This is a genomic window from Mesorhizobium sp. M2A.F.Ca.ET.043.05.1.1, from assembly GCF_003952445.1.
Lineage (GTDB): Bacteria > Pseudomonadota > Alphaproteobacteria > Rhizobiales > Rhizobiaceae > Mesorhizobium.
Map to the genome: position 1 here is coordinate 810,641 of NZ_CP034446.1, position 15,027 is coordinate 825,667.

10 protein-coding genes are annotated in these 15,027 nt (G+C 64.1%); 7 read left to right on the forward strand and 3 right to left on the reverse strand.

All coding sequences use genetic code 11. The features are described from left to right. Nucleotides 1–53 precede the first annotated feature (53 nt). Nucleotides 54–1,880 carry an ATP-binding protein gene (locus tag EJ069_RS03830; RefSeq protein ID WP_126060155.1) on the reverse strand — a complete coding sequence of 609 codons (1,827 nt, stop codon included), beginning with the start codon at nucleotides 1,878–1,880 and terminating at the stop codon, nucleotides 54–56. A gap of 152 nt (nucleotides 1,881–2,032) precedes the next feature. Here EJ069_RS03830 and EJ069_RS03835 point away from each other — a divergent pair, with 152 nt between their 5' ends. Genes EJ069_RS03835 through EJ069_RS03845 form a run of 3 tightly spaced genes read left to right on the forward strand, consistent with a single transcriptional unit; the run spans nucleotide 2,033 to nucleotide 3,477 of the window. Then, nucleotides 2,033–2,599, forward strand: a complete 567-nt coding sequence (locus tag EJ069_RS03835; protein ID WP_126060156.1) for an XRE family transcriptional regulator — start codon at nucleotides 2,033–2,035, stop codon at nucleotides 2,597–2,599. Nucleotides 2,600–2,603: 4 nt separating this feature from the next. Beyond that, nucleotides 2,604–2,912 (forward strand): hypothetical protein, encoded by a 309-nt coding sequence (locus tag EJ069_RS03840; protein ID WP_126060157.1) that lies wholly within the window; start codon nucleotides 2,604–2,606, stop codon nucleotides 2,910–2,912. A gap of 37 nt (nucleotides 2,913–2,949) precedes the next feature. Further along, nucleotides 2,950–3,477, forward strand: coding sequence for a GNAT family N-acetyltransferase (locus tag EJ069_RS03845; protein WP_126060158.1), 528 nt, complete (start codon nucleotides 2,950–2,952; stop codon nucleotides 3,475–3,477). A gap of 93 nt (nucleotides 3,478–3,570) precedes the next feature. Here the strand turns inward: EJ069_RS03845 and EJ069_RS03850 are convergent, their stop codons facing one another. Together EJ069_RS03850 and EJ069_RS03855 are read right to left on the reverse strand one after the other, a co-directional pair. Next, entirely contained in the window at nucleotides 3,571–5,379 is a 1,809-nt protein-coding gene (locus EJ069_RS03850; protein WP_126060159.1) for an NAD(P)/FAD-dependent oxidoreductase, read from the reverse strand. A gap of 167 nt (nucleotides 5,380–5,546) precedes the next feature. Beyond that, on the reverse strand, nucleotides 5,547–7,466 hold the full coding sequence (locus tag EJ069_RS03855; protein WP_126060160.1) for a sigma-54-dependent Fis family transcriptional regulator: 1,920 nt from the start codon (nucleotides 7,464–7,466) through the stop codon (nucleotides 5,547–5,549). Between the two features lie 385 nt (nucleotides 7,467–7,851). Between EJ069_RS03855 and EJ069_RS03860 the strand changes: the two genes are divergently transcribed. From EJ069_RS03860 to EJ069_RS03875, 4 genes are all read left to right on the forward strand, one after another. Then, nucleotides 7,852–9,633 (forward strand): acetolactate synthase 3 large subunit, encoded by a 1,782-nt coding sequence (locus EJ069_RS03860; protein ID WP_126060161.1) that lies wholly within the window; start codon nucleotides 7,852–7,854, stop codon nucleotides 9,631–9,633. Between the two features lie 82 nt (nucleotides 9,634–9,715). Continuing rightward, the gene (gene ilvN / locus EJ069_RS03865; RefSeq protein WP_042644054.1) at nucleotides 9,716–10,288 is read left to right on the forward strand and encodes an acetolactate synthase small subunit; all 573 of its coding nucleotides are present in this window, start codon (nucleotides 9,716–9,718) and stop codon (nucleotides 10,286–10,288) included. A 280-nt stretch (nucleotides 10,289–10,568) separates the two neighbouring features. Then, entirely contained in the window at nucleotides 10,569–11,870 is a 1,302-nt protein-coding gene (locus EJ069_RS03870; RefSeq protein ID WP_126060162.1) for an efflux RND transporter periplasmic adaptor subunit, read from the forward strand. Next, nucleotides 11,867–15,016 (forward strand): efflux RND transporter permease subunit, encoded by a 3,150-nt coding sequence (locus EJ069_RS03875; RefSeq protein ID WP_126060163.1) that lies wholly within the window; start codon nucleotides 11,867–11,869, stop codon nucleotides 15,014–15,016. The genes EJ069_RS03870 and EJ069_RS03875 overlap by 4 nt, the downstream gene beginning before the upstream one ends. Nucleotides 15,017–15,027: the final 11 nt, after the last annotated feature.

Genomic DNA, 15,027 nt, shown 5'->3' on the forward strand with positions numbered 1-15,027 from the left:
GACGAATTCTCTATCGGAATTTACTCACCGTCCGACGTCGGGCGGTTAGTCGTTCAACTGCGCATGCCGAAGGTCGAGGGCTTCAGGCCGTAGCGGGTGTCGAAGTCGTCATCGGGCTGAGGGCGGGGGGCAGCTGTAGCCGGCTTCTTATAGTCCGGGTCGCCGGCCTGCCGGGCCGAGTCGACGGTCTCGGCGAAGGCCATGGCTTGCTGCGGCTTCGGTACGTTGCGGAGCCGCTCGACGATCATGGCCAGATCGACGTCGCTGCCGTCCACGGAGGGCTCGACCTGTTCCCTTTTCGCGGTTCCGGGGATGAACTCCTGCGCCAGCTTCTCGAATTTCAGCCGCATGGTGGTTGCGACGCCTTCGCCGAAGGCGATGGCTTCGCGCTGCCCCATCGAGGACAGGAACGCGAGCGTGGAGGCCGAGGAGTCGGCGATCGCCGAGCGGATGATTGCCTGGTCCTGCTCGTTGGCAAGGCGCATGGCGAAGAAGGTCGAGCACTGCGACAGGATGGTCGGGTCGAGCTCGCCCGGGCGTTGGGTGACGACACCCAGATAGCAGCCATATTTGCGGCCTTCCTTGGCGATGCGCGACAGCGCATGCCTGGTCGGCGCGAAGCCGAGGCGCGGATCGGCCGGCATATAGCGGTGAGCTTCCTCGCAAAGCAGGAGCAGCCTCAGCCGGCCCTCGCTCCACAAGGCCAGGTCGAAGGCCAGGCGCGCCAGCACCGAGCAGACCGAGTTGACCACTTCCGAAGGCATACCCGCCATCTCGAAGCAGGTGACCGGCCGGCCGTGGTTGGGGACACGGAAAATATTGCCTATCGTCTCGTGGATCGTGTCCTCGATCAGGCGGGAATTGAACATGAAGCGGTAACGCGGATCGGCGGCCGCCGATTCGATGCGCGTCTTCAGCGACTTCAGGACCGGGCGATCGTTCTTGCTTTCGAGCAGGCCCATGCGCTCGTCGATCTGCTTGATGAGATCGGCGATGCGGTAGGGCACCGGCGTATCCGACGTCAGCGCATCGCTGCCGCGCCGAACATAGGTGCCGGATCCGGGGTTGCGATAGAGGTTCTTGGCCGCCGGGATCAGGTCGCGCAGGACATCCACTTCCTCGGGCACCGTCTCGCGGCCGCGAAACAGCACTTCGGCGAACTCCTCCAGCCTGAACATCCAGAATGGCAGGTCAAGCGTCTTGGAATCGACCTTGACGCAATATTCCGGCAGCGAGGCCGCGAACTCGTTGTGCGGGTCGAGAATGAGCACGCGCAGGTCGGGCCGCGCCTCGATCGATTTGCGCAAGAGCAGCGAGACCGCCGTGGACTTGCCGACGCCGGTGGTGCCGACGATGGCGAAATGGCGCGCCAGCGTGTCGTCGATGGCGATGTGGGCGTCGATCGATTCATCCTGCGACAGCGTGCCGATGGTGACTGAATGGCGTCCGGCCAGATCGTAGACCGCCTGCAGGTCGCGGCTGCGGATACGATGGGCGATGGCGCCGATATGCGGATAGGCGGTGATGCCGCGGTCGAAGACCGGCTTGGCGCCGGGCTCCGCGCCGTCGCGCACCTCGCCGATCAATTCGATGCTGACCTCGATCGGGTTCTGGCCCTCATTGCTCCAGGCGCGGTCCGATTTGCCGATCTCGTAAACAAGGCCGACCGTGCGCGTCGTGCCGAGATTGATGGAGATCATCTTGCCGACCGTCCATTGGCCGGTGACCGTGCCGTCGGCATCCTCGGCGTAGGCGCTGATGGTGGCGCGCGCGCCGTCGCATTGCACGACATTGCCGAGAATGCGTTTGTCGCTTTGCAGGGCGTTGCGGCGCTCCTGCGAAATCGGTTCGCCAACGGAGGCTTCGCGTTCGACAAACATGACTGACCTGGTCCCATTCCCTGGAGCGTCGACCCTATCCAGGCGGGGTTAAATTGAGGTGAGGTCGAATGGTGTAGACGGTGTTAAGCCGGTCGCGACAATTCGATCGAATACCCTCTTCCCAGCATTCGCAATTCCGATATATTGGACGAATGAACGATATATCGGATGATATCACTGCCACGATCGGCCGGCGGATACACTCCGAAAGGATGGTGAGGGGCTGGTCGCTGGCCGAGCTTGCGGGGCGCTCGGACGTGTCCAAAGCGATGCTGAGCGCCATCGAACGCGGCACGACCAGTGCGACCGCGGCGCTCCTGGTGCGCATCGCGGCCGCCTTCGGCATGACACTGTCGACGCTGATCGCGCGGGCCGAGCTGCAAGGCGGCGGCGTTTCGCGCAGGGACGAGCAGCCGGTGTGGCAGGATCCGGCAACGGGCTACATCCGGCGGCATCTGTCGCCGGCATCTCAGATGCCGCTCGAATTGATCAGGGTCAGCCTGCCGGCGGGCGCCAGGGTCAGCCTTCCGGCCGCCTCCTACGCCTTCATCAAGCAGCAGATATGGCTGATCGACGGAAGGCTGGATTTCACCGAGGGTGATGTGGTGCACCGGCTCGAGCCCGGCGACTGCCTGGCGCTGGGGGCGCCGGCGGATTGTGTCTTTCATGCTCCCGGACCGGCTGCCGCGGAGTATCTCGTGGCGCTGGTCAGGGACTGAGCCCGTGTCTCGCCGGCCAAACCGCTCGCACAATGGCGGGCCGCCGCTCGACGATTATGAAGGCCCGCCCTGGGGCAAGGGCGACGCTTACGTCTTCCGCGCCTGGCGCGCCGCCCACGACAAGGCCTGGAAGGCGCCAAGCCAGGCCGTCATGCTGATGCGTCTGGAGAGAGCCGAGCGCCTCGGGCTGACCTATGAGGAATATACGCTCGAGATCCTGGAGCGCGGTCGCCATCTTAGCGCGGACGACGCCGACCGGATCGCCGAAATCCGGCGGGCGCGGCGGCGCAGGCGGAGCAGCCATTTCGAATGACCTTTCCCGATGTCGCCTCGCCTTGGAGAACACCAGCATGAACGCACTTGAGATCCGGGTGTTGAGCGACGATGCGGCGACCGTCGCGATGCTCGCCGACCTGTTGATCGAGACCGTCGCCACCGGCGGATCGATGAGCTTCATGTATCCATTGCCGGCGGAGGCGGCACTGGATTTCTGGCGCAAGTCGCTTGCCGCGGCCGAGCGCGGCGAAAGGGTGGTGCTGGGCGCATGGCAGGATGGAGTGCTTGCAGGAACTGTCACGCTGCTGCTCGACTTTCCGCCCAACCAGCCGCACCGCGCCGAGATCGCCAAGCTGATGACCGGCCGGCACCACCGCGGCAAAGGCGTCGCGAGCGCACTGATGCGCGCCGCGGAGGCACTGGCGGTCGAGAAGGGCCGCACGCTGCTCGTGCTGGACACGGCAAGCGAGGAAGGCGCGGCGGGGCTTTATGAGAAGCTCGGCTTCAGGCTGACCGGCGAGATCCCCGACTTTGCGCTGAAGCCGCATGGCGGGCTGACCGGCACGCTGATCTACTGGAAGCGGATAGGGAAAGATCGATAGCCATCAAGTTGCGACCATGTGGGCCTTCCCGAAGCTCAAGGCGGGATAGATGGAAGCCCGTGGCGGGCTTCCATCTATGGAAAGCGTCCGGCCTCAAGCCTTGTGGTAGACCTGCTGCAGCCCATACACCGGGGTTGGCAACCCGACCTGCCTGGCCTTCAGCTGCAGCGCAAGATACTGCGAATAGTGGCGCGACTGGTGAAGGTTGCCGCCGTGGAACCACAGCGCTTCCTGCTGCGTCGGCTTCCACATGTTGCGCTGCTCGCCTTCCCAAGGGCCGGGATCCTTGGTGGTGGCGGAGCCGAGACCCCAAACCTTGCCGACCTTGTCGGCTACCTCCTGCGAGATGAGGTCGGCGGCCCAGCCGTTCATCGAGCCGTAGCCGGTGGCATAGATCACAAGGTCGGCCGGCAATTCGGTACCGTCGACGAACTTGACGCCGGTTTCGGTGAGTTCCTGCACCGCGGCGCCCGGTCCGCTCTTCAGTTTGATCGAGCCGTCGATGACGAGGTCGCAGGCGCCGACATCGATATAGTAGCCGGAGCCGCGGCGCAGGTATTTCATGAAGAGACCCGAGCCGTCATCGCCCCAGTCGAGCATGAAGCCGGCCTTCTCCAGGTCGTCATAGAATTTCGCGTCACGCTCCTTCATCTGCTGGTAAAGCGGAATCTGGAATTCGTGCAGGATGCGGTAGGGCAGGGACGCGAATATCATATCGGCCTTGCGCGTCGTCATGCCGTTCTCGACCGCCTGCTCGGAGTAGAGCGCGCCAAGCCCGATATCCATCAGCGTGTCCGACTTGACGATGTGGGTGGATGACCGCTGCACCATGGTCACGTCGGCGCCGCCTTCCCACAGCGCCGCGCAGATGTCGTGCGCCGAGTTGTTGGAGCCGATCACCACCACCTTCTTGCCGCGGTATTTGTCCGGGCCGGGATGGGTCGATGAGTGCTGCTGCTCGCCCTTGAAGATGTCCTGGCCCTTGTATTTCGGCCAGTTCGCCTTGCCCGACATGCCGGTCGCCAGCACCAATTGCTTGGGCTTGAGCACGATCTCCTTGCCGTCGCGCTCGACGACGACGGTCCATTCCTTCGTCTTCTCGTCATATTTGGCGGATTTGGCGGTGGTGGAGGCCCAGTAGTTCAGCTCCATCACCTTGGTGTACATTTCCAGCCAGTCGCCGATCTTGTCCTTCGGCGCGAAGACCGGCCAGTTCTTCGGGAAGTCGATATAGGGCAGGTGATCGTACCAGACCGGGTCGTGCAGGCAGAGCGACTTGTAGCGCTTGCGCCAGGAGTCTCCGGGACGCTCGTTCTTCTCGATGATGATGGTGGGCACGCCGAGCTGCTTCAGCCGGGCGCCGAGTGCGATACCGCCCTGACCGCCGCCAATGATGACGACATAAGGTTGCTTCGTATGACCGAGCTCGGCGATCTCGTCGTCGCGCTCCTCGCGCCAGGTCTTGCGGTCCTTGCCATGCCCGTGCTTGGCGCCGAGCGGACGACTGAAGCCCGCTTTCTCCTCATGCCCTTTCAGCTCCGCCATCGTGGTGAGCAGGGTCCAGATCAGGTCGCCCTTGAACCGCACAAGGCCAAAACCGCGCGCGACGCTTGTCTCGAAGGTGATCCAGGCGGTGATGACGCCGCCATCCTCGGTCGCTTCCTCGCCCTTGGCCACCGCCCATGCGGTCGGCTTGGTGTTGGCCAGCGTCGCTTGCAGCATGTCGCGAACCTGGTCCTGGCCTTCCATGGTCTTCAGGTTCCAGGTGAAGGTGACGAGGTCGCGCCAGTAGCAGTCGGCCTGGAAACAGTTGACGGCGCTGTCGATGTCGCCGGTTTCCAGCGCCTTGCCGAACTTGTCGAGCAGCGCCTGTGCCTTGGTGGTGGGTGTTCTCTCGAGCATTTGTTCTCCTCCACTTGCTAGAGTGCGTCATGAGCAGCAAGCGGCGTGCCAACCGTGGCGCTCATCTGGTGCTATCAATGGAATCAATCTGTTAGGACGCTCTTGCGGCGCCTTGCCTGTTGCATTTTCTGTTGCATGCGCTGCGGCGCGCCACAGCCCTTGCAACTTTAGTTCGGCGCCTCCAGTCGCAGGCGCTTCATGCGGCGATGGACCGTGGTGCGGTCGACGCCGAGACGCCGCGCGGCTTCGGAAATGTTCCAGCCGGTCGCCGCCAGCACGGCCAGTAGGGCTGCGCGCTCTTCCTCGGGCGAGGGGGCGCGCAACGCGACCAGGCTGGCGGAAGGCGCCGGGGGCGCCTTGCGGGCCGTGGCGAAATCGGGCAGGTCGGAAGGATGGATCGTCTCGTCCTCGCAAAGCGCCACCGCCAGATCCACGGCGTTGACGAGCTCGCGGATGTTGCCCGGCCAGCCATGACGGATCAGTGCCAGCCGCGCCGCCGGCGACAGTTTTGCCGCCCGACCGGCAAGGCGCGCCCGCTCGCCGACCAGCCGTTCCAGCAGCCATTCGAAATCGGTGCGCTCGCGCAGCGCCGGCAGTGTCAGCGCGGCGGCGTTCAGCCGGTAGAACAGATCCTCGCGGAAACGGCCCTCGGCAACCAGTCGGCGCAAGTCATGGTGCGAGGCGGAGATGATCTTGATGTCGACAGGCCGAGGTGCTGTGCCGCCAACCGGGATCAGTTCGCGCTCGGCGATCACCCGCAGCAGGCGCGACTGCAGCGCGTAGGGCATGTCGCCGATCTCGTCGAGGAAAAGCGTGCCGCCGTCGGCGCTCTCTATCAGCCCCTTGCGTCCCTTGGCCGTGGCGCCGGTAAAGGCGCCGGCCGCGTGCCCGAACAGCTCGCTCTCGATCAGATGTTCCGGGATGGCGGCGCAATTGATGGCCACGAACGGGCCGGAGCGCCCGGAGCTGTCATGGAGCGCGCGGGCGAGATATTCCTTGCCGGAACCGGTCTCGCCATGGATCAGGATCGGGATGGTGGTGCGCGCCAGCTTGGCGGCCCGCGCCTGCATGGCCGCCATGGCGGGATCGCCGCTGGAAAGCTCGGCGATCGGTTTCGGCAGCGCCTCGACAGGTGTGCGGCGTCCGCTCGACGGCTGCGGCTCGATGGCATGCGCGAACAGCGCGCTGCCGTTGCGGCCGAACACCAGCCGCTCCTCGGTCGGGCGCCCGCGCGTCAGATTCGGCAAGTCGTCGATATCCATATCGAGGTAACGCGAGATCGGCTGGCCGATCGGCGAGGAGAGCCTCCAGTCGGCGCCTCCGGCCTGCGCCAGAAGCAGCGCTCCGCCGCGCGTGGTGCCGAGGATGCGGCCCGAGGCATCGAGCGCGATGGCTGCTTCCGGATCGACGTCGAGGAATTCGGGCGAGCGCGAGAAGCGCAGCACCCATTCCGAATGCATCTGCGCCATCAAATTGGCGAGCTCGATGCGCCGGGCAGACGCCGTCACCAGGTGAAGGGCAAGGTTCTGGCTGACTTTCGGCTGTGGCGAGCGCAACAGCGATATGTCGAGGACGGCGGTCAGTTCGCCCTTGGTGTCGAAGATCGGCGCGGCGGTGCAGGAGAGCGGCGTGTGGGTGGTATCGAAATGGTCGGTCTGGTGAATGGTCATCGCCTCGCCCGTGACGATGCAGGAGCCGACGCCGCAGGTTCCAGTGCGGCTTTCGGACCATTCGGAGCCGAGATAGAGACCGGCCGTGCGCAACTGGTCCATGAACAGCGGGTCGCCGAGGAAGTCGACGGTGACACCTTTCGCGTCGGCCAGCAGCAGGACGTAGTTCTGGCCGGCGACCTGCTTGAACAATGTCTCCAGCCCGCTGCGGGCAATGGCGATCAGTCTTTCGGACTGCTCGCGATGCTCGCGCAACTGGGTATCGGGCACGATGTAGGCTTCCGTCGGACGTGCGGGGTCAAGCCGATGCGTATCGATACAGCGCAGCCAGGATTGAACCACGATATCGTCGCGGACCGATCGCGCGCCGGACAGCACCTCTTCGATCTCGCGGATATGCTCCCGTTCGCCAGCCATGCGTCCTCCTCGCAGCCAACGTCACACCATTGCATGTCGTGCTCCCAACCGCTCCACCCTTCTGGGCGACATGCATCGGCACATACTGGTGCCTCGGCGGCGGGCGCTCAACTGTACTATGGTAGCGCGAAACAGCGCCGTTTCTCACAGGCGGGTGAATTCGCGCCGGACCCCATTGACGAGCCAGCGTTTTCGCCCTTATTGTCCGCGCCCATGAAAACGGCACTCATTCTCGTAGGCTGGCGCGTGGGCAAGGCGGTGTAACCGCCGGGCGAAAACCTCCCATGCGCACCACACAGGCTCCCTCGGGGGCCTTTTTTATTGCCTCCAATCCAACTAAACGACCAGCAATCGCCAGATGGCGAAACAGTACGGGACCAGACCGATGAGCAATGGACAGAACGAGCGGCGCGAAATGACGGGTGCCGAAATGGTGGTGCAGGCGCTCAAGGACAATGGCGTCAAGCACGTCTTCGGCTATCCGGGCGGCGCGGTTCTCCCGATTTACGATGAAATCTTTCAACAGGACGAGGTCGAGCACATCCTGGTTCGGCACGAGCAGGGCGCAGGCCACGCGGCCGAAGGCTATGCGCGCTCGACCGGAAAGGCCGGCGTGCTCCTGGTGACGTCCGGCCCCGGCGCCACCAATGCCGTGACGCCGCTGCAGGATGCACTGATGGATTCCATCCCGTTGGTCTGCCTCACCGGCCAGGTGCCGACCTCGCTGATCGGCTCCGACGCCTTCCAGGAATGCGACACGGTCGGCATCACGCGGCCCTGCACCAAGCACAACTGGCTGGTGAAGGACGTCAACGAGCTCGCCGCCACCATCCATGAGGCGTTCCATGTCGCGACCACGGGCCGCCCCGGCCCGGTCGTGGTCGATATCCCGAAGGACGTGCAGTTCGCCAAGGGCATCTATGTGCCGCCGCAGACGGCGCCGCGCACCAGCTACCAGCCGAAAGTCCAGGGCGACCTAGAAAAGGTGAAGGCTGCCGTCGAGCTGATGGCCGGAGCGAAGAAGCCGATCATCTATTCGGGTGGCGGCGTCATCAATTCCGGTCCGGAGGCCAGCCATCTGCTGCGCGAGCTGGTCGACCTCACCGGCTTCCCGATCACCTCGACGCTGATGGGGCTCGGCGCCTATCCGGCATCCGGCAAGAACTGGGTCGGCATGCTCGGCATGCACGGTACCTACGAAGCCAACATGGCGATGCATGACTGCGACGTGATGGTCTGCATCGGCGCGCGCTTCGATGACCGCATCACTGGCCGCCTCAACGCGTTCTCGCCGAACTCGAAGAAGATCCACATCGACATCGACCCGTCCTCGATCAACAAGAACGTGCATGCCGACATCGGGATCTTGGGCGATGTCGGCCGCGTGCTGGAAGACCTGGTGCGGCTGTGGCGGGCGACCGCGAAGACCGACAAGAAGGCGCTCTATCCGTGGTGGGAGCAGATCGCGAAATGGCGCGCGCGGGATTCGCTGGCCTACAAGATGAACAGCGACGTCATCATGCCGCAATACGCGATCCAGCGGCTCTATGCGCTGACAAAGGACATGGACACCTACATCACCACCGAGGTCGGCCAGCACCAGATGTGGGCGGCGCAGCACTATCATTTCGACAAGCCGAACCGCTGGATGACGTCGGGCGGCCTGGGCACGATGGGCTATGGCCTGCCGGCGGCGCTCGGCGTGCAGATCGCGCATCCGGATGCGCTGGTTATCGATATCGCAGGCGACGCCTCGGTGCAGATGACCATGCAGGAGATGAGCTCGGCGGTGCAGTATGAGGCACCGATCAAGATCTTCATCCTGAACAACCAGTATATGGGCATGGTGCGCCAGTGGCAGCAGCTCTTACACGGCAACCGGCTGTCGCATTCCTACACCGAGGCGATGCCGGACTTCGTCAAGCTGGCGGAAGCCTATGGCGGTCATGGTATTCGCTGCGACAAGCCGGACGAGCTCGACGACGCGATCCGCGAGATGATCTCGGTGAAGAAGCCGGTTCTGTTCGACTGCCGCGTGGCGACCTTGGCCAACTGCTTCCCGATGATCCCTTCAGGCAAGGCGCATAACGAGATGCTCCTGCCGGACGAGGCGACCGACGAGGCGGTGGCCAATGCCATCGACGCCAAGGGCAGGGAACTGGTGTAGGCAGCCGTCAAGGGCGGGCTATCGCGAATAGCCCTGCGCAAACAGAGAATTAGCTCAGAAGTCTGAAATCGAGAATCACGTCATGAACGCACAGCTTCAGCCGACCGGCTCGGCCTACTTCATTGCCAAGGAAACCGAGAAGCCGGAAACCCATACGCTTTCCGTGCTGGTCGACAACGAACCGGGCGTGCTGGCCCGCGTCATCGGGCTTTTCTCGGGCCGCGGCTACAACATCGAAAGCCTGACCGTTTCCGAGACCGAGCACGAGAAGCATCTGTCGCGCATCACCATCGTGACGCGCGGCACGCCGCATGTGATGGAGCAGATCAAGCATCAGCTCGAGCGCATCGTACCGGTGCACCGGGTGGTGGACCTGACCGTGCGCTCGCACGAGCTTGGGCAAGAGCGGCCGCTGGAGCGCGAGCTCGCGCTGGTCAAGGTCGCCGGCACGGGCGACGCCCGTGTCGAGGCGCTTCGGCTCGCGGATGCCTTCCGCGCCTCGGTCATCGACGCCAACACCGAGCATTTCATCTTCGAGATCACTGGCAAGGGCTCCAAGCTCGACCAGTTCATCGCCATCATGAAACCGCTTGGCCTGGTCGAGATCTGCCGCACCGGCGTCGCGGCGATGAACCGTGGCCCGCAGGGGATGTGAGAAAGGCGGGCGATCGCTCGCACCGCTTCAATCGTTTCTCTGGCCCGGCAGTCGTCCATCTTGGCGGCCTTTCGGATCGGTGGACAGCCCGGTCGGATCCCCTGTTACCCGGCTGCCTAACCATTGTGCAGTGCACATTAAATCTTCGTAATGCCGCGTTTTGGCCCTTTTCCGCCAAAGCCGTGTCCTATCTATTCGGCGAAATTCGCGGCGAAAGACCGTGGATCGAGCTAGGATGGACCACCGGGATCGGCGTGTCGGGTAGAGGGCTTGTTTGTCGATGCGCGGAAAAATCGCCTTTGCAGCTGTTGCGGTCGCCTGTCTGGCGGCCGCGGGGCTCTATTATTCGCCCACAACGCTGACCAGGGTCCAGCAGCTGATTTCTGGCAAGCAGGCTGACGCGACCGCCACCGCCAAGAAGGGGAGCGGCGACAAGACGGCCAGTGCCTCGGACAATGCGAAAGGCGAGAATGCGAAAGGCGGCGGTCCGCGTTCGGCCTCGATCGTCTCCGCCGTCGCGACCACCGCCGATTTTCCGATCCGCCGCTATGCCATCGGCTTCGTCTCGTCGCCGGAGGTGGTCAACATCAATGCCCGTGTTTCCAGCCAGATCGTGTCGATCGCGGTCAAGGACGGGCAGATGGTCAAGGCCGGCGATCTGCTCATTTCGCTCGATGATCGCGCGCTGAAGGCGCAGCTCGCCAAGGATCAGGCGACGCTCGCCAAGGACCAGGCGATGCTGGTGAGCGCCCAGGCCGACCTGCAGCGCGCCAAGGATCTTGTCGCCAAGCAGGCCGGCACGCAGCAGACCTACGACCAGGCGCTGGCGGCACAGAAAGCCGCGGCCGCAACCATCGACGCGGACAAGGCGACGATCGACGCCGACACCGTGCAATTGAGCTACGCGACCATCACGGCGCCGATCTCGGGCCGGCTCGGCGCCGTCAACGTGTCGGTCGGCGATCTCGTCACCACCAGCAATGGCAACTCGAGCAGCTCGACGCCGCTTGTCACCATCACGCAGATGGACCCGCTGCAGGTGAATTTCACGCTGCCGGAAAGCAACCTCGCCCTCTTGCACAAGGCGCTCGCCGACCCGCAGCAAGGCAACGTGATGCTCACCAAGGACGGCGACCCCACGCCCATCGGCAAGGGCACGCTCGACTTTGTCGATTCCAGCGTCGATACCGCGTCGGGCACCATCGCCACGCGGGCCAGCATACCGAACCCGGATCTTTCGCTGTGGCCGGGACAATATGTGAATGTGGTGCTCGATGCCGGCACGATGCCGCAGATGACCTCGGTTCCGACGGTCGCGGTGCAGCCCAGCCAGAAGGGCCCCTTCGTCTATGTGGTCAAGCCGGACAACACGGTCGAGATGCGGCCGGTGCAGGTGGCGCTGACGGAGGGCCAGAACAGCGCCATCAGCGATGGTCTCAAGAGCGGCGAGAAGGTCGTCGTCGAAGGCCAGACACGGTTGAAGAACGGCGCGGCGGTGCATGAAGGCAAGGCGGCCGGATCCGGTGACCAGGCGTCACCGAAGGTCGCTGAGGCAGACAAGGCCGGCGGGGCTGCCCAATGATCTCCGAATTCTGCATTCGCAGGCCCGTCGCCACGCTGCTGATGTCGTTCGCCCTCATTCTGGGCGGTATCTTTGCCTACAAGTTCCTGCCGGTGGCGGCGCTGCCCAGCGCCGAATTTCCGGTGGTCAATGTTTCGGCCAGCCTGCCCGGCGCGTCGCCGGAGACGATGGCGACATCGGTGGCCACGCCGCTGATCAAGCAGTTCGCGACGATCGCCGGCATCGATTCGATCTCGACCACCAATTCGCTTGGCCAGACCTCGATCGCCATCCAGTTCGTGCTGAACCGCGATATCGACGCGGCAGCCGCCGACGTGCAGGCGGCGATCGCGCGCACGCAAAGATCGCTGCCGCCGGAAATGACCTCGCCGCCGAGCTATCGCAAGGTCAATCCGGCCGACGCGCCGATCCTTTTGATGTCGCTGGTCAGCGACACGGTTCCGCTGACCGATCTCGACGCCTTCGCGGAAAACGTCATCTCGCCTTCGCTGTCGACCATCGACGGCGTGGCCCAGGTGTCGATCTTCGGCCAGCAGAAATACGCGGTGCGCATCCAGATCGATCCGTCCGCACTTGCCGCGCGCGGCATCTCGATCGATCAGCTGCAGGCGGCGATCGCCTCTGCCAACAGCAACACGCCGCTCGGCGTGCTGCAGAACAACAAGCAGCAGTTGACGATCACCGCCAACACGCAGCTGACCAACGCCGCCGGTTTCTCCAACCTCATCATCGCCACGAAGAACGGCCATCCGGTGCGGTTGGGCGAGGTGACCCGGGTCGTCGATTCCGTTCAGACCACGACAACGGCGAGCTGGTATGACGGCACCCGCGCGATCATCATGGCGGTGCAGCGCCAGCCCGATGCCAACACCGTCGACGTCGTCGACAAGGTCAAGGCGATGCTGCCATCCTTCCAGGACCAGTTGCCGGCCGCCGCCCAGATCAAGCTGCTCAACGACCGCTCGACCTCGATCCGCCAGGCCGTCGACGACGTTCAGTTCACGCTGCTGTTGACCATCGCGCTCGTGGTGATGGTGATCTTCGTGTTCCTGCGCAGGGTGACGGCGACGATCATCCCGGCGGTGGCGGTGCCGATCTCGCTGATCGCCACACTTGGCGCGATGTTCCTGTTCGGCTTTTCCATCGACAACATCTCGCTGATGGGACTGACTTTGGCCGTCGGCCTCGTCGTCGACGACGCCATCGTCATGCTGGAAAACATCTTCCGCCACATGGAAGAGGACGGGCTGTCGGCCTTCGACGCATCGCTGAAGGGCGCGCGCGAGATCGGCTTCACCATCATCTCGATCTCGATCTCGCTGGTGGCGGTGTTCATTCCGGTGCTTTTGATGGGTGGCGTCATCGGCCGCATCTTCAACGAATTCGCCGTCGTGGTGACCGTCGCCATCCTGGCCTCGATGTTCGTCTCGCTGACGCTGACGCCGATGCTTTGCTCGCGGCTGTTGTCGGTGACGAAGGCGGATCGCGAGGCGCATAGCGCCGGCAGGCAAGACATCGTCACCCGTGCCTATGACTGGCTCTTGAGCTTCTGCCTGCGCCACACCTTCCTGGTTTTCCTGGTCTTCATCACCACCGCCGCGGCGTCGGTGTGGGTGATCCAGGTTTCGCCTAAGGGCTTCTTCCCGCAGGAGGATATCGGCCAGATATCGGTCACCACCATGGCGCGCCAGGACATCTCTTTCGACGCCATGGCGAAGCTGCAGGGGCAGGTGGCCAGCGTGTTCTCGAAGTCGCCCTATGTCGACCATGTGGCCTGGTCGGCCGGCAGCGGCAACAACGCGCTCAACCAGGGGCAACTCTTCGTCCAGCTCAAAGGCAAGGACCAGCGTCCCAACATCGAGAAGGTGCTTTCGGATCTGAGACGCCAGCTGGCCGGCGTGCCGGGCATCGAGACCTACATGCAGCCGGTGCAGAACCTGCGGCTCGGCTCGCGGTCGTCCGCCAGCGCCTACCAACTCGTGGTTCAGGGGCTCGATACCAAGCAGACCGACGTCTGGGCACAAAAGCTTAATGATGCCATGGCCGCGGACCACACGGTGTTCACCGACGTCACCAGCGACCTGCAGAACAATGCCTTGCAGGCATCGCTCGTGATCGACCGCGACAAGGCCGCCCAGCTCGGCATCGACACCGACACGCTGCGCTCCGCGCTTTATGGCGGCTTCGGCACCGACCAGGTCTCGACGATCTTCGGTTCGGCCGACAGCTATGAGGTCATCACCGAGCTCGACCCCAAGATCGAATGGTCGCCGGAACACATGCTGGCCATCCAGATGCGGACGTCGAGCGGCACCCTGGTGCCGCTGGGCGCCTTCGCCCGCGTCGACCGCACGGCCGGCGCCCTGACGATCAACCAGCTCGGACAGCTGCCGGCGGTGACGATCTCCTACAACCTGCCGCAGGGCGTGTCGCTCGGCGACACGGTGACCCGCATCGACCAGCTCAAGGAGCAGATCGGCATGCCGACGGCGATCTCGACGAGCTTTGCCGGCACCGCCAAGACCTTCCAGGATTCGCTGGCCAACCAGGGCTTGCTGATCGGCGGCGCGATTCTCACGATCTATATCGTGCTCGGCATGCTCTATGAGAGCTTCATCCATCCGCTCACCATCCTCACCGGCCTGCCGTCAGCGGTGCTTGGCGCGGTGGTGGCGCTGCGCTTCGCCGGCATGGATCTGTCGGTGATCGCGGTGATCGGCATCCTGATGTTGATCGGCATCGTCAAGAAGAACGGCATCATGATGGTCGACGTCGCGCTGGAGCTGAGGCGACAGGGCATGTCGGCGAAGGAGTCCATCCACAAGGCCTGCCTGATGCGTTTCCGGCCGATCATGATGACGACGCTGGCCGCGCTGATGGGCACCTTTCCGATCGCGCTCGGCACCGGCGCCAGCGCCGAATTGCGCCAGCCGCTCGGCATCGCGGTGGTCGGCGGCCTGCTCGCCTCGCAGGCGCTGACGCTGTTCGTGACACCGGTGATCTACGTCTATTTCGAGAACTTCTCGGGCTGGCTGCTCAGCTTCTCGTCGAGACGGAACCAGCCGGCGCTGCATGTGGTGGAGAGCGGCGAGCAGGGCTCGCTGTTCGACGGCGAGGCCGAGCCGAAGAAGGTGGCGGCCGAGTAGACCCGCTGCTG